The organism is Pseudomonas sp. Pse79 (genome assembly GCF_024519615.1).
GTDB classification, from domain to species: Bacteria; Pseudomonadota; Gammaproteobacteria; order Pseudomonadales; family Pseudomonadaceae; genus Aquipseudomonas; species Aquipseudomonas veronii.
This window is the reverse complement of record NZ_JALJRR010000025.1, coordinates 1-19,950: the sequence shown is the minus strand read 5'-3', so window position 1 is coordinate 19,950 and position 19,950 is coordinate 1. Positions and strand designations below refer to the sequence as shown.

Below are 19,950 nucleotides of genomic sequence, written 5' to 3'. Positions count from 1 at the left end.
GATCCAAAAATTAACGAAGGCGCAGCATGCGCTCGACTTTTGCCACGTCAGACGGATGCAGCAAGCTGCTACCGCGCAGTTGACGCTTACGCTTGGTCGACATTTTGGTCAGGATGTGGCTCTTGAAAGCGTGCTTGTGCTTGATACCGTTAGCAGTTTTCAGAAACCGCTTAGCAGCACCACTTTTAGTCTTCATCTTTGGCATGTTCGGATACTCCGCATTCAGTTGATAAACATAATCAGAAGGCCTGCCGTGCCCTATTGATTACTTCTTCTTTTTCGGGGCGATGACCATGATCAGTTGGCGTCCTTCCATCTTAGGATGCTGTTCGACCGAACCGTACTCGAGCAGGTCAGCTTCAACCCGCTTGAGGAGTTCCATCCCCAGCTCCTGGTGGGCCATCTCACGGCCGCGGAATCGCAAGGATACCTTGGCCCTGTCCCCATCACTCAGGAAACGTACCAGGTTGCGCAGTTTTACCTGGTAATCCCCTTCCTCCGTCCCTGGACGAAACTTGATTTCTTTTACTTGAATCTGCTTCTGGTTCTTCTTCGCCGCAGCAATCTGCTTCTTCTTTTCGAAGATCGACTTGCCGTAGTCCATCACCCGGCAAACAGGTGGGACTGCGTCGGCGGAAATTTCCACCAGGTCCAGTTTGGACTCTTCAGCGATACGAAGCGCTTCATCAATCGAGACGATGCCAATCTGCTCGCCGTCAGCGCCAATTAACCGAACCTCGCGTGCCGAGATATTCTCGTTGATCGGGGCTTTCGGTGCAGCTCGTTTATCTTGTCTCATTTCACGCTTAATAATAATTACTCCGAATCTGGGCGACCACGCCGGGAAACCGCTTGCGCGAGGAACTCAGCGAACTGGGCGACGGGCATCGAGCCCAGGTCAGCACCTTCACGAGTACGCACAGCGACAGTCTGCATCTCGACTTCCCGATCTCCGATAACCAAAAGATAGGGAACCTTGAGCAAAGTATGCTCGCGGATTTTAAAGCCGATCTTTTCATTTCTCAAGTCGGACTTGGCACGAAATCCGCTTTCGTTGAGAGTTTTTTCAACTTCAGCAGCAAAATCGGCCTGTTTATCAGTGATATTCATGATCACTGCCTGGGTCGGAGCCAACCACGCGGGGAATGCGCCCTCGTAGTGCTCGATCAGGATACCGACGAACCGTTCGAACGAGCCGAGGATCGCCCGGTGCAGCATAACCGGGTGTTTACGGCTGTTGTCTTCGGAGACGTATTCGGCTCCCAGACGGATCGGCAGGTTAAAATCGAGCTGCAAAGTACCACATTGCCAGACACGACCAAGACAATCTTTCAGCGAAAACTCGATTTTCGGACCGTAGAAGGCGCCCTCACCCGGCTGCAGATCATACGCAAGGCCCGCGCTGTCTAGCGCAGCGGCCAGTGCGGCTTCGGCGCGATCCCACAATTCATCGGAACCGACGCGTTTTTCCGGACGAGTGGACAGCTTCATTTCGACTTCGGTAAAGCCGAAATCGCGATAAACGTCCATGGTCAGCTTGATGAACGCAGCGGATTCGGCCTGCATCTGCTCTTCGGTGCAGAAGATGTGGGCGTCGTCCTGAGTGAAGCCGCGCACGCGCATGATGCCGTGCAGCGCACCCGACGGCTCGTTGCGGTGGCAGGCACCGAACTCGGCCAGGCGCATCGGCAACTCGCGGTAGCTCTTCAGGCCTTGGTTGAACACCTGCACGTGGCAAGGGCAGTTCATCGGCTTGATGGCGTAGTCGCGGTTTTCCGACTGGGTAGTGAACATGTTGTCGGCGTAGTTGGCCCAGTGCCCGGATTTCTCCCACAGGCTGCGGTCAACGACCTGGGGAGTCTTGATCTCCAGGTAGCCGTTTTCGCGCTGAACCTTGCGCATGTACTGCTCGAGCACCTGATACAGGGTCCAGCCGTTCGGGTGCCAGAACACCATGCCCGGCGCTTCTTCCTGGAGGTGGAACAGGTTCAGGCGCTTGCCGATCTTGCGGTGGTCGCGTTTCTCGGCTTCTTCGATGCGCTGGACGTAGGCGGCCAGCTGCTTCTTGTCAGCCCAGGCCGTGCCGTAGATCCGCTGCAGTTGCTCGTTCTTCGCGTCGCCGCGCCAGTAGGCGCCGGACAGCTTGGTCAACTTGAACGATTTGAGGAAACGCGTGTTCGGCACGTGCGGGCCACGGCACATGTCGACGTATTCTTCGTGGTAGTACAGGCCCATGGCCTGTTCGTCCGGCATGTCTTCCACCAGGCGCAGCTTGTAGTCTTCGCCACGGGCAGTGAACACGTCGATCACTTCGGCGCGCGGCGTGACTTTCTTGATCACGTCGTAATCTTTTTCGATCAGCGCGTGCATGCGCTGTTCGATCGCGGCCAGATCGTCCGGAGTAAAAGGACGCTCGTAGGCGATGTCGTAATAGAAGCCATCGTCGATGACCGGGCCGATCACCATTTTCGCCGTCGGGTACAGCTGCTTGACCGCGTGGCCAATCAGGTGTGCGCAAGAGTGGCGAATGATCTCCAGCCCCTCTTGATCCTTGGGCGTGATGATTTGCAGGCTGGCATCGGCGGTGATCAGGTCGCTGGCGTCAACCAGCTTGCCGTCGACCTTGCCGGCCACGGTGGCCTTGGCCAGGCCGGCACCAATGGATGCGGCGACCTCGGCTACGGAAACCGAATGATCGAATGAACGTTGACTGCCATCGGGAAGAGTAATAGTTGGCATGGCGCCTCCTCTCCTAGTGGTGACCCCTACCAAAGGTCACGTGGGTTGGGATGAGCCAGTACAAGATCCAATACCAGGCCGTTCAGTGATGAACGCCTGCCTTACAGCGGCAGGAGCCTTTCGGCCAACCGGTGATCGAACCAGAGTGACTGGAGTGGACGAAAAAGAAACATGGCAAGGCGGCATTTGGCGCGCCCGGAAATAGCCAAGCACACGATGCTAGCACAGATGAACGGTCATCGCGCCCACGGCGCCACAGCCAATAACAAATTCCCGCTTTTATAGCGGCAAAAGTGAACTTGAGCTGTACGTCCCCCGTCAAATCCGCCGAGAATCGCCATTCGTCCTCACGACTTTAGGAGCATTTAATGATGCGTTTTTCCTCGACCTTCGCGCTTGCAGCATCCCTTACCCTTCTCTCCCTCGGCGCACAGGCCGCCGCTCCTTCGAACTGGCCTGCGGGCGCCAGGGACGCATTCGTCAAAGACTGCAGTTCAGCCGCCAGCCAGAACGTGGACATCAAAACCGCCAAAGCACACTGCGAATGCGGCGCCGACAAGATCAATGCTGAATTGAGCACCGCGGAAATCAAGGAACTCATGACCAACCAGAACGCGAGCCAGGCGCTTAAAAACAAAGCAGTCGCGGCTATTTCGTCCTGCAAAGTCGTGAAGAAAAAGTAAGAATCGCTGCAATTCGGATGGCAGTTTTTCGGTAAAAGCCCTCTTAAAACTGCCATTTCGCACAAAATACGCAGCTTTTACGGCTTTTTTTACCAGCTGATATTTCGTGCGAAAGCCCCGTAGATCGGGGCTTTCAGCCAACCGAAGGACTAAAGCCGGGGCTATTGATTAGCAAACAGTGCCTTGGGGGGGCTCCCAAGCCGAACATTTCGACTATGATAGCCCTGTGTGCCCAGTTGGCCTGAGCAGCACAGCACTACTGAAAATATATGTTTCTTGGAGATACACCATGTCTAATCGCCAAACCGGCACCGTTAAATGGTTCAACGATGAAAAAGGCTTCGGCTTCATCACTCCTCAAGGTGGCGGTGACGACCTGTTCGTACACTTCAAAGCTATCGAAAGCGACGGTTTCAAAAGCCTGAAAGAAGGCCAAACCGTTTCCTTCGTGGCTGAGAAAGGCCAAAAGGGTATGCAAGCTGCACAGGTTCGCGGCGAGTAATTCTCCGCTGAGCTAAAAAAACCCCGTCCATGTGACGGGGTTTTTTATGGGCGCTGCAAAAGCCTGTGGCTATCAGCCGCAATTGACCCGGGTGATCACCAGGTTGTCGTCGGTGTTGAGGTTAAGGCGGTCGGAGCGGTATTCCAGGGTGATCATATCGTTAGGCTTGAGAATTCGGGCGTTCTGCGCACCGGCACGGGTACGCGCTTGCTCCAGCAACTGGGGCGAGGCTTTCTGGCCGATCGTGAACTCGGCGGCCTTCGCCTCACAGCGGCTATGACCGGCATCGGTCACGGCGGCATCTTTGGCTGGCTCAGAGGTACCCGGGGTGCTGCAACCCGCCAACGCGAGTGCCGCCAACAAAGTACCGAATGATGCGAGCTTCCAAGGCATGAAGCCTCCTATGATAAAAAATGGACAGAGATCGTGCGACAGCGATCAGGCGGATTGGTTTCAAGACGTAAATCGCCTGCTGGCAAGTCTGCCTGACTCAGGGCAGGCATTCGCCCGATCAATCGTCACCAGATATGAACGAATTCAGTAGATGTCGATGTAGTCAAACGGTGGCTTTGGCCAGTTCTGTTTCAAGGCATTGAAAATCTGTGTGACCCAGACCTCATCGCTGGCGGCCACGTTTCCGACGTAACCGGAGCCCTTGGCCCATGTTTCCAGGCGAAACAGCAACCCATCGATATCGACGCCGCCGACGGCCTTGCCGCAGGAGATGTAGGCAATACCTGCCCTGGTGACTCGCAATTGAGTGTGTTCATCGTCACTGGCACTGGCAAGCAGTTGGCGCACGGCGGCCAGTGTCAGGTTCTCGGGGTTGTTCAAGTCGATCTGCACGCGGTGTTCCCCGGTCATTAAAACAGGCTGACAGTGTCGCACACTGCTTGCCTCATTTCGAAATACCTCATGCATAAGTAGCAGTGCCAAACGCCGTACAAAATGCTTAACTGCCGACGTAAGAACCGCGTTTTAGCGCATCACCCCGTACTTCCAGCTCGTGAGACACCCATGACCACCGTAACGCTCCAAGCCGACATCAAAGCCAAGTGGCCCCAAGGGCAGAGTTCCTACAGCCCCGGAAGCCCGGAAGAATTGGCGATCATCGGTATCGACCTGCTGGTCAAGGAGTTGGGCACCCAGGCCGCGCAAGCGTTCATTGGCCAGGTTTTCGAGAAATACCCGGCCGATCACATGGGCGCACACAACCCCGGGCGCGATTAAGCACCGGCCGGCGAGCGCCGACCGGCAATCACCTTACTTCAGGCGCGCCAGGCGCTCGGTCAACAGATCGAAAAAGCCCTGGGCGTCGCCATTCTCAACCCAGAACACATTCTTTTCCTGCTTCAGGCCGTCATACCAATCGACGATGGTCTGGCCAAAGGTCGGCCCTTCGCGGCTGTCCACCACCATATTGGCCTGACGCCCGCTGAACAACGAAGGCTTGAGCAGATACGCGATGACTGTGGCGTCATGCACCGGGCCGCCAGGAATGCCGTAGTGCTCCATATCGCCTTTAACGTATTCATTGAGAATATCGCCGACGACTTTGCTCGCGTTGTTGTTGATGTCGGCGATCTTCTTCAGGCGCGCTTCACTGGTCAGCACCTTGTGGGTCACGTCCAACGGCAGATAGGTCAGCTTGACGCCGCTCTTGAGCACAATCTCGGCCGCGACCGGGTCGGCGAACAGGTTGAACTCGGCCACCGGCGTGATATTGCCGCCGTTGAAGTGCGCGCCGCCCATCACCACCACTTCCTTGATGCCCTGGGTGATCTCAGGCGCCTGGGTCAGCGCCAGCGCCAGGTTGGTCTGCGGGCCAAGCATGGCGATGGTGATGCTGTGCGGCTTGGCGGTGCTCAGGGTCTTGATCAGGTAATCAACGGCATTGCCTTCGGCCAGGGCCTTTTTCGGCTCATGTACGGCGACACCGGAGATGCCTTCCTTGCCATGGATATTTTCGGCGTAGATCGGCGTGCGCAGCAGCGGTTTCGGCGCGCCCGCGTACACCGGGATGTCCTCTCGCCCTGCCCACTCACGAGCCAGGCGCGCGTTACGCGAGGTCTTGTCCAGGCGCACATTGCCGGCGACGGTGGTCAGCGCCCGAATGTTCAACTCCTCGGGGGAGGCCATGGCAAACAGCAAGGCCACTACATCGTCGGCACCAGGGTCGGTGTCGATGATCAGGTCGATTTTTTCCGCCGCTTGGGCGCTCACTGCGGTGAGTGCGGACAAAAGCAAAACACTCCGGAACAGATTTCTCAGGGTTGGAAGATTACGCGGCATGAAACACTCCTTGTTGTTGGGGAACTCTAGAACGTGACGCCGGACACCAGTGCGATATTGCAATAAGGCTGGCACTCGCCCGTGCGGACAATGGCACGCGCGCTGCGGCTCAGTTGCTTGAATGCGTCATGACTGAGCAGACGCCGCTCGCCGAGCGCCGCCTGGTCGGTCAGGGCATTGAGCGCGCTGAGCGCCGGCGGTTGCTTGAGCAGGATTTCTTCGGCCAGCACGTGGCTTTCCACCTGCATTTCGCTGAGCACAATGCGCAAGGTGCTGATGAAGTCGGGAATGCCCTGGGTCAGGGCCAAGTCGATCAACTCGACGCCCGGCGGCACGGGCAGGCCCGCATCACCGATAACCAGGATGTCGCCATGCCCGAGGGAGGCGATCAGGCGTGACAGGGCGATATTGAGCAGCGGTGTCTTTTTCATGAGGGCACAAAACCTTGAACGTCGTGCAGCGTAGGAATAGAGGGTTGCGCGCCGGCGCGGGTGACTGACAGCGCGGCCGCCACCTGACCAAAACGAATCGCCTCGGCTTCGCTTTTGCCATGGGCCAGCGCTGCGGCAAAACCGCCGACGAACGTGTCGCCGGCAGCCGTGGTGTCCACCGCCTTGACGTTGGGCGCTGCCAGGTGCTCAACACGGTTGCCATCGCTGAACAGCGCGCCCTGAGCGCCGAGGGTGATGATCACTTTAGCGGCGCCGGCCTTGATCAACTGCGCCGCGGCGAGCTTGGCGCTGTCCAGGGAGTCCACCGCCACGCCGCTCAGGGCGGTGGCTTCGCTCTCGTTGGGGATCAGGTAATCGATCGAGGCATACCACTGCGCCGGCAAAGGACCGCTGGCCGGGGCCGGATTGAGGATCACCGTCTTGCCCAGTTCACGCCCGCGCTTGAGCGCATACCCGACGGTCTCCAGCGGCACTTCAAGCTGACAGACGATTACGTCGGCGGCCTGCAACACCGCATCAGCCGCCTGCAACGAAGCGGGCGTCAGCTCACCGTTACTGCCGGCAACGATCACGATCGCGTTCTGGCTGCTGTCGTCCACCACAATCAACGCCACACCGCTGGAACCGTCGACACGGCTCACAGCCTGGCAATCGATGCCTTCGGCCAGCAACGCATCGCGCAATTGGATGCCGTAGGCGTCAGAGCCGATGCAGCCGATCATCGCCACCTCAGCCCCCAGCCGCGCCGATGCGACGGCCTGGTTCGCGCCCTTGCCACCGGGGACGGTGGAAAACGATTGGCCGATCAGGGTTTCACCGGCGCGCGGCAACCGGCTGGCGCGGGTGACCAGGTCCATGTTCAAGCTGCCTACTACCACTACTTTTGCTGGCATACATCAGTACTCATCAATTCGGTTCAGCGGTATTGGGCGAATACACCGGCAAGTGGCGCCGTCGACTCACGCAAGACAATACTCGGCGTCACGATGCGTTGATCGATCGGCAGTTGGGGGGTCGCAATTCGTCGCAGTAACAACTCGGCCGCCGTCTCGCCCAATTGCACGATCGACTGCCCGACCGTGGTCAGCGCCGGGTACACGTAGCGGCTCATTTGGATGTCATCGAAGCCGATCACCGACAATTCGCTCGGCACGCGGATGTTGCGCTCGGCTGCCGCACGCAACACGCCGAAACCGATCATGTCGTTGCTGGCGAAAATCGCGCTCGGCGGGTTTTCCGACAGCAACTTCACTGCCGCGGCATAACCGCCGGTGCTGGTGAAGTCGCTTTCCAGGGTGCGATTGGCGGCAACGTCGATACCCGCCTCGCGCAAAGCGCGGTGATACCCCGCCAGACGCATTTGTGCCACGCGGGTATGGCCGGGGCCGCCGATGCAGGCGATGTCCCGATGGCCCAGTTCAAGTAAATGCCGGGTCGCCAGGTAGGCGCCCTGCTCGTGATCTATACGCACCAGGTCGACATCAATACCGTCCAACGCCCGGTCGACAATCACCATGGGCGTGCGGACCGCGCTCAAGCCCGCGGCCAGGCCGCTGTCGTCGCCGCCCACCGAGGTCACGATCAAGCCATCGACGCGCTTCTCCAGCAACACTCGCAAATAGCTGCGTTGCTTTTCGGCGTTGTCGTCGGAGTTGCAGAGGATCACGCAATAGCCATTACGCTCGCAGTAATCCTCGATCCCCCGGGCCAGCTCGGCGAAATACGGGTTGAGGCTGTTGGGCACAAGCAGGCCGATGGTGGCGGTGGTCTTGGCCTTGAGCGAACGCGCCACGGCGCTGGGCACATAGTCCAGTTGCTTGATCGCCGCTTCCACCTTGAGGCGCACCGGCTCGCTGACCGGGCGCGTCTTGTTCACCACATGCGACACGGTGGTGTAGGAAATACCTGCAAGTGCTGCCACATCCTTAATCGTCGCCATGGTTCAGCCCCGCCGACTGGCGCGTTGGCTGCGGTAGGTATCGAGGACCACGGCAATCACAATCACGGCACCGGTGATGATGCGCTTGGTGGGTTCGGTGGCACCGATCTGCGCCAGGCCAGCCGCCAATACCGAAATAATCAACACACCGAAGAACGTACTGATCACCGAGCCGCGCCCGCCCATCAGGCTGGTGCCGCCGATCACCACGGCCGCGATCACTTGCAGTTCCAGGCCGGACCCGGCGTTCGGGTCTGCCGCCTCCAGGCGCGATATCTGGAACAGCGCCGCAACACCCGCCAGCAGGCCCATCAGGCTGAACACCAGGATCTTGTAAGGTTTGGGATTGATCCCGGCCAGACGCACGGCTTCTTCATTGGTACCGATACCGATCAAGTAACGGCCGAATACCGTGCGAGTCAACACCAGTTGGGCGACGACGATCACCAGCAAAGCGATGATGAACGAAGGCGAAATCCCGAAGGCGATCGGATTGGACAGCCAGGCAAAGGAGTCACCGATATAAGCCGTGCGCGAGCCGGTCATCTGGTACGCCACGCCGCGTGCCATTTCCAGTACGCCAAGGGACACGATAAACGACGGAATCCGCCAGGCCACGGTGATCGAGCCGGTGATGGTGCCGGCCAGCGCGGCGCAGCCCATGCCGAGCACGGCGGCCGGCAACACGCTCCAACCCCAGCCGAGAATCGCCACGCTGACCGCCGACGCCGCCAGGGCCAGCACCGAGCCCACCGACAGGTCGATACCGCCGATGATCAGGATGAAGGTCATGCCCACCGCCAGCACCATCAGGTCCGGGATCTGGTTGGCCAGGGTGCTGAAGGTGTCGTAGGACAAGAAGTGATCGCTGAGCACCGAAAACAGCGCAATCATCGCCAGCAACGCACCCGCCAGCCCCAGGTAGGTGCCCAGGCCGTAAAAGTTGCCGCCCGCTTTACCGGGGGAAGTTGTTGTTTTCATTGGGCATTCCTAAGCACTGTATCGTTGAGCAGCGCGTCACGTTTCTGATAGCCGGCGAAGGCGGCAGCAAGCAATTCATCCTGGGTCCAGCGGTCGCGCTCGAAGGTCTCGATCAACCGCCCGGCAGAGAGCACGCCGATGCGGTCACAGATCAACATCAGCTCGCGCAGGTCGCTGGACACCACCACCAGCGCTTTGCCCTGGCGGGTCAACTCGCCGAGCAAGGCGTAAATGTCGAACTTGGCCCCCACGTCGATGCCACGGGTCGGCTCATCGAACAGCATCACCGAGCAGTCGCGCTCCAGCCAGCGGCCAATCACGACTTTCTGCTGGTTACCGCCGGACAATTCGGACACCAACTGCGCCGGACTGGAACTGCGGATACGCATGGCATCGATCTGACGCTTGGCCAGGGCGGTTTCGTCGCGACTATTTACCACACCGCCGCCGGAAATTTCCGGCATGTTGCCCAAGGCGATATTCGCGCTGATGGATTGCGTCAGCAGCAGGCCTTCGCCCTTGCGGTCTTCGGTGATCAGGGCGATGCCGTGGCCCACTGCGTCGACCGGCGAGCGAATGCTCACCACTTGGGCCGGCGACCCCAGGGCAATGGTGCCGCTGTCGGCCAGGTCGGCACCGAAGATCAGGCGCAGCAATTCCGTGCGGCCGGCGCCGATCAGGCCGGAGATGCCATAGATCTCGCCGGCACGCACTTCAAAGGAGACGTCGCGGACCTTGTCCGCACGGGTCAGCCCTTTCACCGTCAAGGCCGGGCCGCCGATGGTACGGGGCCCCAGATCAATGTGCTCGCCCAGCTCGCGGCCGACCATCAAGGTCACCAGTTGCTCGCTGTTGTAATTGGCCATCGGCTCGACGCAGACCAGTTTGCCGTCACGCAGTACTGCAATGCGTTGGGCGACACGGGCCAACTCTTCGAGCCGGTGTGAAATATAAATGATCGCCACGCCCCGGGCCTGCAGGCGGGTGATTTGCTCAAACAGCATCTCGACTTCACGGGCGGTCAACATAGCCGTGGGCTCGTCGAGAATCAGCACATGGCAGTCGCCGATCAGGTTGCGGGCGATCTCGACCATTTGCTGATGGCCGATACCCAGGCTGCCGACCAGGGTGTCCGGGTCGATCGCATCCAGGCCGACCTGCGCCATCGCTTCGATCGCCGCGCTACGCAGCTGCTTGCGGCTGATCCAGCCACAGTGGCTGGGCAAGTTGTCCAGGAACAGGTTTTCGGCCACGGTCAGCGTCGGCAGCAGGTTGAGTTCCTGCATGACCATCCGCACGCCCAGCTCTTCGGCCTGGGTGCGACTGCCGGGGCGGTAGTCCTGACCGTTGAATTGCATGTGCCCGGCGGTCGGTGTGACCAGCCCGCCGATAATCTTCGACAAGGTACTTTTGCCTGCGCCGTTTTCACCGGTCAGCGCCAGCACTTCCCCGCGATTGAGCGTCAAGGTGATGTCGGACAGAACCGGCTGGGCATAGGTCTTACCGATACCGCTGACCGAGAGGACAGCGTTCGGGGCGGAAGATGACATAGGAAAATCTCCAGGCGTCCGCTCAGGGTGAGCGGACGCTGTTGGGTGCAGCCGGGATTACTTCTTGAGGACGAGTTCGACCGGGGTTTCGATCACGCCGTCTTGAGCGTCGACCTTCTCACCCTTGACCAGCTTGAGCGCGTTCTGGATACCGAACACGGCCTGCTGTGCGGCGGCCTGGTCGGCGGTCGCCAGGACACGGCCGTCCTGCAGCATCGGCTTGATCGCAGCGATGTTGTCGTAGCCTACGACCAGAACCTTGCCGGCTTTGCCTGCCGCACGCACGGCCGAGACGGCGCCCAGGGCCATGTTGTCGTTACCGGCCAACAGCGCCTTGAGGTCGGGGTATTCGCTCAGCATCGCAGAGGCGACCTTCTGGCCCTGGTCGATTTCCCAGTTGCCCGATTGGGTGGAGACGATCTTCATGCCGGCCGCGTCCATCGCATCCTTGTAGCCTGCGGTGCGCTGCTGCGCGTTGGTAGTGGTCGGTACGCCTTCGATGATGCCGACCTTGTCACCCGCGGCCAGTTGCTTGGCCAGGTAATCACCCACCAGCTTGGAGCCTTTGCGGTTGTCCGGGCCGACGAAGGGAATATCGAGGTTTTTGCTTTTCAGCACGCCCGGGTCCAGGCGGTTATCGATGTTGACGACCTTGATGCCGGCATCGGAGGCTTTTTTCAGCACGGTGACCAGTGCCTTGGAGTCAGCCGGTGCGATGACGATGGCGTTCACTTTGGCGAGGATCATCTGGTTGACGATATCGATCTGCGCGCTGGTATCGGTTTCGTTCTTGATACCGTTGGTGATCATGTCGAAATCAGCGGCGTGGGACTTCTGGTAGTCCTTCGCGCCCTCTTGCATGGTGACGAAGAACTCATTGGCAAGGGATTTCATCACCAGGCCGACCTTGGGTTTGGCGGCGGTGTCGGCGGCGAATGCAGAAGAGAGAGGCAGAGCAGCAGATGCGGCGGCAAGCACAGCGACAGCAAGAAGACGTCCAGCGAATGGCAGCTTCATGGGTTCACTCCGATCTTATGATTATTGGGAGCAACGCTTGCACCGAAGAACACTTCGGCAGCCCACCCACCCGGGTGACTGATACGAGCTTTCAAGACGTTCAGGGCGCACCCGCGAAACATCTCGCAAACGTTTGCGTTAAACAAACTATGAGAACCTTGCCAGGATTTGTCAACGGAAGAAAACCGCCCTCCACCCAAGCCCTCTAGCGCCTGCGTTCCAGCCTGTCTCGCGGGGTTATTAAACATCACCGTCGCCGGATCGTTCTCTAAAACGACAGGCAGTGCCGCCGATGTCATACGCCTCCGGCGACTATCCCGTCATTATTTTCGGACAACCGAACGCAACAGCCACGCTTTGTTCGGAAAGCCGGACAAGTGCATGGACAAACCTTCTTAAAGATAATTTTAATTTGTTTTAAATCAACATCTTAGATAATAAACACGAAGGCGTTCAGGCTGGTACAAATCCTGCTCCCTTCCTGCACCTCGAGGCGTTCAGAACCGCCCGAGCGCTCTAGATGAACTTGCTACCGCACTCATCAAAAACCAGAGAGAAAAATAATGAAATCTGCACTGAAGACCTTTGTTCCGGGCGCACTCGCCCTCCTGCTGCTGTTCCCCGTTGCCGCTCAGGCAAAAGAAGTCGAAACCAAAGCCAAACTCTCCAACGTGGTGATCCTCGCCACCGGCGGCACCATTGCCGGCGCTGGCGCCAGCACCGCTAACAGCGCCACCTACCAGGCAGCCAAAGTCGGCATCGAGCAATTGATCGCCGGTGTTCCCGAGCTTAGCCAGATCGCCAATGTGCGCGGCGAGCAAGTCATGCAAATTGCCTCCGAAAGCATCAATAACGAAAACCTGCTGCAACTGGGTCGCCGCGTCGCCGAACTGGCTGACAGCAAGGACGTCGACGGCATCGTGATCACCCACGGCACCGATACCCTGGAAGAAACCGCTTACTTCCTGAACCTGGTGGAAAAAACCGACAAACCCATCATTGTTGTCGGCTCGATGCGCCCAGGTACCGCCATGTCGGCAGACGGCATGCTCAACCTGTACAACGCCGTCGCCGTCGCCGGCAGCAAGGATGCCCGCGGCAAGGGCGTGCTGGTGACCATGAACGACGAGATCCAGTCGGGTCGCGACGTGAGCAAGATGGTCAACATCAAGACCGAAGCGTTCAAGAGCCCATGGGGCCCGTTGGGCATGGTGGTTGAAGGCAAATCCTACTGGTTCCGCCTGCCGGCCAAGCGTCACACCATGGACTCCGAGTTCGACATCAAGACCATCAAGAGCCTGCCCGACGTCGAAATTGCCTACGGCTACGGCAACGTAAGCGACACTGCCGCCAAAGCCCTGGCCCAGGCCGGCGCCAAAGCCATCATCTTTGCAGGCACCGGCAACGGTTCGGTGTCCTCCAAGGTCGTCCCGGCCCTGCAGGAACTGCGCAAGCAAGGCGTGCAGATCATTCGCTCGTCCCACGTGAATGCCGGCGGTTTCGTGCTGCGCAACGCCGAACAGCCTGACGACAAGTACGACTGGGTGGCTGCCCACGACCTGAACCCACAGAAAGCGCGGATTCTGGCGATGGTTGGCCTGACCAAGACCCAGGACAGCAAAGAGCTGCAACGGATGTTCTGGGAATACTGATTCCTGGTAACACCTGTGCAGGGGCGGATTCGCCCGCCCCTGCTTCCCCGCAAAACCCTCGCTACATATCTCCCCGCCCTAGATCAATTCGCTTGAATCACTGTCAGACGAGCTTGTTGAATTTTAAGCAGTTGCGAAATCGCCTACAGTTAAATACTGTATGCACGTACAGCTTACTAAGGAATACTCCGTGGCAAAGTCCTCTTCCGCAGCGCCAACCCCGCCTGATGCTTACGAACGCCTGGCCCTTCGTGTGCAAAAGATCATCAATTCGACCAACGCCCAGAAAGCCAAGGCAGCCTTGATCTTCCGCCTGCCAGATGAACCGGAGGACGAATGGCAACGTCTGCTGGAGGAAATTGCGGAGAACGACAACGTTACACTCGCCTACCGGGACGACGGTGGCGTGCAGATTTTCTGGGTTGTGCCGAAGGAAGATTGATTCAATGAGTGTCCGTTTTACTGCTGTGTTTTTGTGCCTGTTTTTTGCCATCGCCGCCCACGCCCAAGCGCCCCGAACGTTCAGCGAAGCCAAGAAAATCGCCTGGAAACTCTACGCACCACAATCCACCGAGTTCTATTGCGGCTGCAAATACACGGGCAACCGCGTAGACCTGAAAGCCTGCGGCTACATCCCACGCAAAAACGCCAGCCGCGCCGCGCGCATCGAGTGGGAACATATCGTGCCGGCCTGGCAGATCGGGCATCAGCGCCAGTGCTGGCAGAATGGCGGGCGCAAGAACTGTACGCGGTATGACGATGTGTTCAAACGCGCCGAAGCCGACCTGCACAACCTCGTGCCGAGCATCGGCGAGGTCAATGGCGACCGGAACAACTTCAGTTTTGGCTGGCTGCCGGTGCAAAGCGGGCAGTACGGTTCATGCCTGACCCAGGTCGACTTCAAGGCCAAGAAGGTGATGCCGCGTCCGTCCATTCGCGGGATGATCGCACGGACGTATTTTTACATGAGTAAACAATACGGCTTGCGCCTGTCGAAACAGGATCGCCAACTGTACGAAGCCTGGAACAAGACCTATCCGGTGCAGACCTGGGAGCGCCAACGCAATCAGACGGTAGCCTGCGTGATGGGGCGCGGCAACGAGTTCGTCGGCTCGGTGAATCTGAAAGCCTGCAACTGAAACCGAGCGGGAAAAATCGGTATTTTCCCGCCCAATCGGCCGGTTACTGCGCGACCTTGTGTTCGATGATCTGCGACTCGGTGTCGTTTTTCTTGGCACGGGCAAGTTTTTCCGTCAGCAAGGCCTGCTTGGCTTCAGCCTCGGCTCTGGCTTGGAATGGCCCCAACAGCACCACATCCTTGCCGTCTTCCTTCACGATATAAAAATTGAAACCATGCTCCAGCAACCAGGCGGTCAGGTCGGTGATCGCCTGCAGCTTGTGATCCGGCGGACCCACGCGCAGGTCCCACTCCTGAGCGACAATCGCACCGGTTTGCGGCTGGCTTTCAGTCACGGCGGGCTTGGCCCTGGGCTCTTCGACACGCTTGCCTTCACCGCAACCGGCCAATGCCAACACCGCCATTGCCATCGCTACTTTACGCACTGCCCTGCTCCTTTAAGGATAAAGAGGCAACTTTATCATCCACTGTCTATTCTGGCCGTCATAAACGTTGGGTTAAACAATGCGAATCATGTATCGCAGACCTGTATGATGACGCCATGGGAATTAATGTCGCCTCTATGCGTCCTAAAAGAGGCAGTCACAGGGAAGCGCTTAGCAGTAAGCTACACACATCCGACACCTGCCCTGTCTGAAACATGTGTCCTTAAAAGTAATCAAGGAGAAGTCCATGCTGATACTCACCCGTAAAGTTGGTGAAAGCATAAACATCGGTGATGACATTACGATCACCATCCTGGGCGTCAGCGGCCAGCAAGTACGAATCGGCATCAATGCACCGAAGGATGTTGCCGTGCATCGCGAGGAAATCTACCAGCGCATCCAGGCCGGCCTGACGGCGCCGGACAAAAACCAGACGCCTTGAAGCACCTTCAGTAGCCAGCCTTTTCGTTCACGGTCACGGCTGGCGAAAACCCTATTGGCCTGCTCGCGTTCTTGTCGCGCTCAGCGTATCCGGTCCTTTCATCGTCGCTAAAAAGATGAAACTGTCATTACGCCCGGAACTTGTTACATGATTTGCAGCCGAACCTCGTGAGAACCTCTTCCGCCATACGAGTGCACTCAGGAGCACATCGATGAGGCCTAGCACGAAGCGACCTTTTGCCGCCCGTTCCTGGATGATCGCCCTGTTCATCGGGCTCGTCTTTGCAGGATTGGAATGCGGCTTGAGGTTCGAAATCAAAGACATCTACGTCACCGATGTACCGTCATGGCTGGACTTGACGCTGTTGCTCGGCGGCTACCTGTTTGTGTTCTGCCTCAAGCCGATCCAGAAAACCGTCCAGCGCAAAATGTGCCAGCGCGCAGCTCCCGGCGAACACCGGAGAACTACCCACTGACGGCTGATGCCTGGCTATCAGATCGCCGGTATTTACAGCCCTGCAGCAGCACCTATGCTTGGCCTTGCACGGTCGGCTGAAAGGCGTTGAAGCAGATGGACACCCTGAGCAAATCCCAAATCGAATCTGCACTGGCATCGCGCTTGCCCAGCTATAAGGTCGTCTGCACATTACATGCTGACGGCACCCTCTCAGCCATTCTCAGCGGCCCGAACACCGACCACTTCGCAATCACCGGCATCGTGCGCGCACACTATCGTGGCGAAGAAGCGATTGCCCGACTTGCCAATGAGATACTCAGAGAGATGGTGCTGTCGCGCCAGGGCGTGAAAAATTATCCTTTGCACACGCCCGGCGCCCCAGGCACGTGTGAAGAAGGCCACGGCCGATAGAACGCGCGCCCTGCTCCTCTCACTCCATTCGGCGCTCGACGCGCAGCAGGCCTTCAGCGTCGCGCCGCACCTGAAACTGCTCATACCCGTCGATCCAGGCATGCGCAGTCACCATGGGTGTCAGGTGCGTCGAGGTCACGACCATCACATCCGCGCCCGCCGCCTCCCCCGCTCGGATCCCCACCGTCGCATCTTCGAATACCAGGCAGTCCTGGGCCGCGACACCCAGACGTTGCGCACCCAGCCTATAGCAGGCGGGATCCGGCTTGCCATTGGCGACATCCTCGGCCGTCACCCACACCGCCGGCGGACTGATGCCCGCCGCCTGCAGGCGCCGCAGCGCCAACTCCCTGGGAGCGGACGTCACCAACGCCCATTGATCGCTGGGCACATCATTCAAGAACGCAACGGCACCGGGAATCGCCACGACACCCTCGACATCATTCAGCTCGGCCTCGGTGATCCATTGCGCCTCAGCCTCAGGATCGACCCCAGGCAACGCCTGACGCCTGATCGTATCGATCGCCCGCGCGCCATGAATGGTGGTCAGGAACGCCGCCACATCCAGGCCATGACGTTCAGCCCAGATACTCCACACCCGTTCGGCAGCCGCAATGGAGTTGAGCAAGGTGCCATCCATATCGAACAGGAAGGCGCGATAACGCTGGGTAAATACGGCTGAACCGGGGATGGGCACGGTGTGGCTTCCTCGCAGGCGACGACAAAAATAGACTCGAGGCAATCTACGGATCACCTCGACGCTTGTAAACGCCAACAGCGCTCACGCGACGCATCCCCGGCGCTACAGCGGCAGAGCCCAGGGCGGGGCGACGTGTTTCGAGTGGTTTTTTCCAAGGCAGGAGAATTGTCGCTGCAGACCGACAAACCGTGTGAGCAATCGCCTTGTGTCGGCCCGGCGTGAAGATTCTCATTCAGCCACTACACTCAACAAAGCAACCGCACGTTCTGTGCATCGTTCAGGGCAAGATTGCCGACAAAGAGGCTAGCCACTATGTACGCCGGACAAACGCATATGGAAACGTTCAATGGCGAAATTCTCGGCCAGATGCTCGTCCAGATCATCTGTCTGCTAGCGGTGGCTCAGCTTTTCTTCTGATCGCCCGCTTCACCGTCCGCCGCGAACGGGGCGTGGCGAAACTGCGCGCAAATTTCAGGCAACAAAAAAGGGCCCACCTTTCGGTGAGCCCTTCCAGACCGCCCAGCAGAGCGGATTTTGTTTGGTAGGCGCGATTGGACTCGAACCAACGACCCCCACCATGTCAAGGTGGTGCTCTAACCAACTGAGCTACGTGCCTGCTGTGAGGCGGCATTCTACGGAATTCCGGAGGGCTGTCAACATCTTTTTTGCAGCTAACCCTATGAATATGCGAATTTTTTATTTTCGGCCCGCACACCCGTATTTTTCGGGCGACTGGCAGGCGATTTTCAACTCAGGTAGGATCGGGGCACTCGTAAAAAATATAAAACAGAGGTTCCAGGATGGCGAACACCCCCTACCCCCAGTCGTATTACGCCGCGTCGGCGAATGCGGCTCCGCCTCGCCCAGTGCTGCAAGGTGAAGTCGAAACCGATGTGTGCGTGATCGGTGCTGGCTACACCGGGCTCTCCAGCGCGCTGTTTCTGCTGGAGAACGGTTTTCGCGTGACAGTCCTGGAGGCGGCCAAGGTAGGGTTTGGCGCGTCTGGCCGCAACGGCGGGCAGATCGTCAACAGCTACAGCCGCGATATCGATGTGATCGAGCGCAGCGTCGGGCCGAAGCAGGCGCAGTTGCTGGGACAGATGGCGTTCGAGGGCGGCAGGATCATTCGTGAGCGGATCGCCAAGTACCAGATTCAGTGCGATCTGAAGGACGGTGGAGTATTCGCCGCGCTGAACAGCAAGCACATGGGTCACCTGGAGTCGCAGAAGCGCTTGTGGGAGCGTTATGGCCATACGCAGCTGGAGTTGCTGGACGAGCGGCGCATCCGCGAGGTGGTGGCCTGTGACAATTACGTCGGCGGCCTGCTGGACATGAGCGGCGGACATATCCACCCGCTCAACCTGGCGCTGGGCGAAGCAGCAGCCGTAGAGTCCCTCGGCGGCACGATTTATGAGCAGTCAGCCGCATTGCGCATCGAGCGCGGCGCCACCCCAGTAGTACACACCGCCGAGGGCAAGGTCAGGGCGAAGTTCATCATCGTCGCCGGCAATGCCTACCTGGGGAACCTGGTGCCGGAATTGGCGGCCAAATCGATGCCGTGCGGCACGCAGGTGATCACCACCGCACCGCTGGGGGACGAACTGGCCAAAACGCTATTGCCACAGGACTACTGCGTCGAAGATTGCAACTACCTGCTCGACTACTACCGCCTGACCAGTGACAAACGCCTGATCTTCGGCGGTGGCGTGGTCTATGGCGCGCGGGACCCGGCCAATATCGAAGCAATCATCCGCCCGAAGATGCTCAAGGCCTTCCCGCAACTCAAGGATGTGAAGATTGACTACGCCTGGACCGGCAATTTCCTGCTGACCCTGTCGCGCTTGCCGCAAGTCGGTCGCCTGGGCGACAACATCTATTACTCCCAAGGCTGCAGCGGCCACGGCGTGACGTACACGCACCTGGCGGGCAAGGTACTGGCAGAGGCCCTTCGAGGCCAGGCAGAGCGTTTTGACGCGTTTGCCGACCTGCCGCACTACCCGTTCCCCGGCGGGCAACTGTTGCGCACGCCGTTTGCCGCGATGGGCGCCTGGTATTACGGGCTACGGGATAAGCTGGGGTTCTGATGGGAAGGCTTGCCTGGGATGCTGGCACGGCGCACTCAGCCGACGCCATCACCGGCAAGCTTGCGTCCACAGAGGCTGAGGTAGCTTGCCGACACGCGCTGATCAATGCTGAATCGCAGACACAAAAAACCCCGGTCTCTCGACCAGGGTCTTTGCTATCGGATCAAAGGCAGCCAACGGCTTTCTTTGTGCTGCAAGGCGTTCAGTGGGCCTTGAAGCAGATATGGCGCAGCGGACGGGACTCGAACCCGCGACCCCCGGCGTGACAGGCCGGTATTCTAACCGACTGAACTACCGCTGCGTATCGCTTGACCGGCCGAGCGTAAACCCTCGACCGTCTTTAAACATCTGGCTGATCAGCCTTGGCTGTTCAACCTCAAGCCCGACGAATCGAACCTGGAAAATATGGCGCAGCGGACGGGACTCGAACCCGCGACCCCCGGCGTGACAGGCCGGTATTCTAACCGACTGAACTACCGCTGCGCGT

The 19,950-nt window shown here is 58.9% G+C and carries 24 protein-coding genes and 3 tRNA genes; 10 read left to right on the top strand and 17 right to left on the bottom strand.

Annotation, left to right across the window (positions count from 1 at the left end; all coding sequences use genetic code 11):
* Nucleotides 1–10 precede the first annotated feature (10 nt).
* The 3 genes from rpmI to thrS are packed head-to-tail and all read right to left on the bottom strand — an operon-like array spanning nt 11 to nt 2,739.
* The gene (gene rpmI / locus NR164_RS24555; protein ID WP_002553160.1) at nt 11–205 is read right to left on the bottom strand and encodes a 50S ribosomal protein L35; all 195 of its coding nucleotides are present in this window, start codon (nt 203–205) and stop codon (nt 11–13) included.
* 60 nt (nt 206–265) lie between these two features.
* On the bottom strand, nt 266–817 hold the full coding sequence (gene infC, locus NR164_RS24550) for a translation initiation factor IF-3 (protein ID WP_169850653.1): 552 nt from the start codon (nt 815–817) through the stop codon (nt 266–268).
* Nucleotides 817–2,739, bottom strand: a complete 1,923-nt coding sequence (thrS, locus tag NR164_RS24545; protein ID WP_017847667.1) for a threonine--tRNA ligase — start codon at nt 2,737–2,739, stop codon at nt 817–819. The genes infC and thrS overlap by 1 nt, the downstream gene beginning before the upstream one ends.
* A gap of 368 nt (nt 2,740–3,107) precedes the next feature.
* On the opposite strand from thrS, the gene NR164_RS24540 reads away from it, so the two are divergent.
* Both NR164_RS24540 and NR164_RS24535 read left to right on the top strand, forming a co-directional pair.
* Complete coding sequence (locus NR164_RS24540) at nt 3,108–3,422, top strand: hypothetical protein (protein ID WP_079444380.1); 315 nt, start codon at nt 3,108–3,110, stop codon at nt 3,420–3,422.
* A gap of 289 nt (nt 3,423–3,711) precedes the next feature.
* Nucleotides 3,712–3,924: a cold-shock protein gene (locus NR164_RS24535; RefSeq protein WP_003234260.1), complete on the top strand. Its 213-nt coding sequence runs from the start codon at nt 3,712–3,714 to the stop codon at nt 3,922–3,924.
* A gap of 72 nt (nt 3,925–3,996) precedes the next feature.
* Here NR164_RS24535 and NR164_RS24530 read toward each other — a convergent pair whose 3' ends face one another.
* On the bottom strand, nt 3,997–4,317 hold the full coding sequence (locus tag NR164_RS24530; RefSeq protein ID WP_017847669.1) for an I78 family peptidase inhibitor: 321 nt from the start codon (nt 4,315–4,317) through the stop codon (nt 3,997–3,999).
* A 144-nt stretch (nt 4,318–4,461) separates the two neighbouring features.
* A complete protein-coding gene (locus tag NR164_RS24525) occupies nt 4,462–4,770 on the bottom strand; it encodes a hypothetical protein (protein ID WP_126587970.1) in 309 nt (102 codons plus the stop codon).
* A 171-nt stretch (nt 4,771–4,941) separates the two neighbouring features.
* Between NR164_RS24525 and NR164_RS24520 the strand changes: the two genes are divergently transcribed.
* A complete protein-coding gene (locus NR164_RS24520; protein WP_017847671.1) occupies nt 4,942–5,154 on the top strand; it encodes a hypothetical protein in 213 nt (70 codons plus the stop codon).
* 33 nt (nt 5,155–5,187) lie between these two features.
* Here NR164_RS24520 and NR164_RS24515 read toward each other — a convergent pair whose 3' ends face one another.
* Genes NR164_RS24515 through NR164_RS24485 form a run of 7 tightly spaced genes read right to left on the bottom strand, consistent with a single transcriptional unit; the run spans nt 5,188 to nt 12,155 of the window.
* Nucleotides 5,188–6,216 (bottom strand): nucleoside hydrolase, encoded by a 1,029-nt coding sequence (locus NR164_RS24515; protein ID WP_046382653.1) that lies wholly within the window; start codon nt 6,214–6,216, stop codon nt 5,188–5,190.
* Between the two features lie 26 nt (nt 6,217–6,242).
* On the bottom strand, nt 6,243–6,647 hold the full coding sequence (gene rbsD, locus NR164_RS24510) for a D-ribose pyranase (RefSeq protein WP_046382652.1): 405 nt from the start codon (nt 6,645–6,647) through the stop codon (nt 6,243–6,245).
* Nucleotides 6,644–7,561: a ribokinase gene (gene rbsK / locus NR164_RS24505; RefSeq protein ID WP_256823362.1), complete on the bottom strand. Its 918-nt coding sequence runs from the start codon at nt 7,559–7,561 to the stop codon at nt 6,644–6,646. The genes rbsD and rbsK overlap by 4 nt, the downstream gene beginning before the upstream one ends.
* A gap of 23 nt (nt 7,562–7,584) precedes the next feature.
* Nucleotides 7,585–8,607, bottom strand: a complete 1,023-nt coding sequence (locus NR164_RS24500; RefSeq protein ID WP_057005675.1) for a LacI family DNA-binding transcriptional regulator — start codon at nt 8,605–8,607, stop codon at nt 7,585–7,587.
* A 3-nt stretch (nt 8,608–8,610) separates the two neighbouring features.
* Nucleotides 8,611–9,588: an ABC transporter permease gene (locus NR164_RS24495; protein ID WP_046382649.1), complete on the bottom strand. Its 978-nt coding sequence runs from the start codon at nt 9,586–9,588 to the stop codon at nt 8,611–8,613.
* Nucleotides 9,585–11,138 (bottom strand): sugar ABC transporter ATP-binding protein, encoded by a 1,554-nt coding sequence (locus tag NR164_RS24490; protein ID WP_057005676.1) that lies wholly within the window; start codon nt 11,136–11,138, stop codon nt 9,585–9,587. The genes NR164_RS24495 and NR164_RS24490 overlap by 4 nt, the downstream gene beginning before the upstream one ends.
* Nucleotides 11,139–11,195: 57 nt before the next feature.
* Complete coding sequence (locus tag NR164_RS24485; protein WP_026140120.1) at nt 11,196–12,155, bottom strand: sugar ABC transporter substrate-binding protein; 960 nt, start codon at nt 12,153–12,155, stop codon at nt 11,196–11,198.
* Nucleotides 12,156–12,718: 563 nt separating this feature from the next.
* On the opposite strand from NR164_RS24485, the gene NR164_RS24480 reads away from it, so the two are divergent.
* The 3 genes from NR164_RS24480 (at nt 12,719) to NR164_RS24470 (ending at nt 14,946) form a co-directional block, all read left to right on the top strand.
* Nucleotides 12,719–13,807 (top strand): asparaginase, encoded by a 1,089-nt coding sequence (locus NR164_RS24480; RefSeq protein WP_017847679.1) that lies wholly within the window; start codon nt 12,719–12,721, stop codon nt 13,805–13,807.
* A gap of 190 nt (nt 13,808–13,997) precedes the next feature.
* Nucleotides 13,998–14,249 (top strand): DUF1654 domain-containing protein, encoded by a 252-nt coding sequence (locus tag NR164_RS24475; protein ID WP_017847680.1) that lies wholly within the window; start codon nt 13,998–14,000, stop codon nt 14,247–14,249.
* A gap of 4 nt (nt 14,250–14,253) precedes the next feature.
* Nucleotides 14,254–14,946, top strand: coding sequence for an endonuclease (locus NR164_RS24470; RefSeq protein ID WP_169864902.1), 693 nt, complete (start codon nt 14,254–14,256; stop codon nt 14,944–14,946).
* Between the two features lie 43 nt (nt 14,947–14,989).
* Here the strand turns inward: NR164_RS24470 and NR164_RS24465 are convergent, their stop codons facing one another.
* A complete protein-coding gene (locus NR164_RS24465) occupies nt 14,990–15,370 on the bottom strand; it encodes an SPOR domain-containing protein (RefSeq protein ID WP_256823361.1) in 381 nt (126 codons plus the stop codon).
* Nucleotides 15,371–15,617: 247 nt separating this feature from the next.
* Between NR164_RS24465 and csrA the strand changes: the two genes are divergently transcribed.
* The 3 genes from csrA (at nt 15,618) to NR164_RS24450 (ending at nt 16,679) form a co-directional block, all read left to right on the top strand.
* Nucleotides 15,618–15,812, top strand: a complete 195-nt coding sequence (csrA, locus tag NR164_RS24460; protein WP_003192511.1) for a carbon storage regulator CsrA — start codon at nt 15,618–15,620, stop codon at nt 15,810–15,812.
* Nucleotides 15,813–16,023: 211 nt separating this feature from the next.
* Entirely contained in the window at nt 16,024–16,287 is a 264-nt protein-coding gene (locus tag NR164_RS24455; RefSeq protein WP_046382646.1) for a hypothetical protein, read from the top strand.
* Nucleotides 16,288–16,382: 95 nt separating this feature from the next.
* The gene (locus tag NR164_RS24450) at nt 16,383–16,679 is read left to right on the top strand and encodes a hypothetical protein (protein ID WP_017847684.1); all 297 of its coding nucleotides are present in this window, start codon (nt 16,383–16,385) and stop codon (nt 16,677–16,679) included.
* Nucleotides 16,680–16,698: 19 nt separating this feature from the next.
* Here NR164_RS24450 and NR164_RS24445 read toward each other — a convergent pair whose 3' ends face one another.
* The gene (locus NR164_RS24445) at nt 16,699–17,376 is read right to left on the bottom strand and encodes an HAD family hydrolase (protein WP_046382645.1); all 678 of its coding nucleotides are present in this window, start codon (nt 17,374–17,376) and stop codon (nt 16,699–16,701) included.
* A 542-nt stretch (nt 17,377–17,918) separates the two neighbouring features.
* Nucleotides 17,919–17,995 (bottom strand) — tRNA-Val (locus tag NR164_RS24440).
* Between the two features lie 184 nt (nt 17,996–18,179).
* Here NR164_RS24440 and NR164_RS24435 point away from each other — a divergent pair.
* The gene (locus NR164_RS24435) at nt 18,180–19,463 is read left to right on the top strand and encodes an FAD-binding oxidoreductase (RefSeq protein WP_057005679.1); all 1,284 of its coding nucleotides are present in this window, start codon (nt 18,180–18,182) and stop codon (nt 19,461–19,463) included.
* Between the two features lie 224 nt (nt 19,464–19,687).
* Here NR164_RS24435 and NR164_RS24430 read toward each other — a convergent pair.
* Both NR164_RS24430 and NR164_RS24425 read right to left on the bottom strand, forming a co-directional pair.
* A tRNA-Asp gene (locus NR164_RS24430) sits at nt 19,688–19,764 on the bottom strand.
* A 105-nt stretch (nt 19,765–19,869) separates the two neighbouring features.
* A tRNA-Asp gene (locus NR164_RS24425) sits at nt 19,870–19,946 on the bottom strand.
* Nucleotides 19,947–19,950 lie beyond the last annotated feature (4 nt).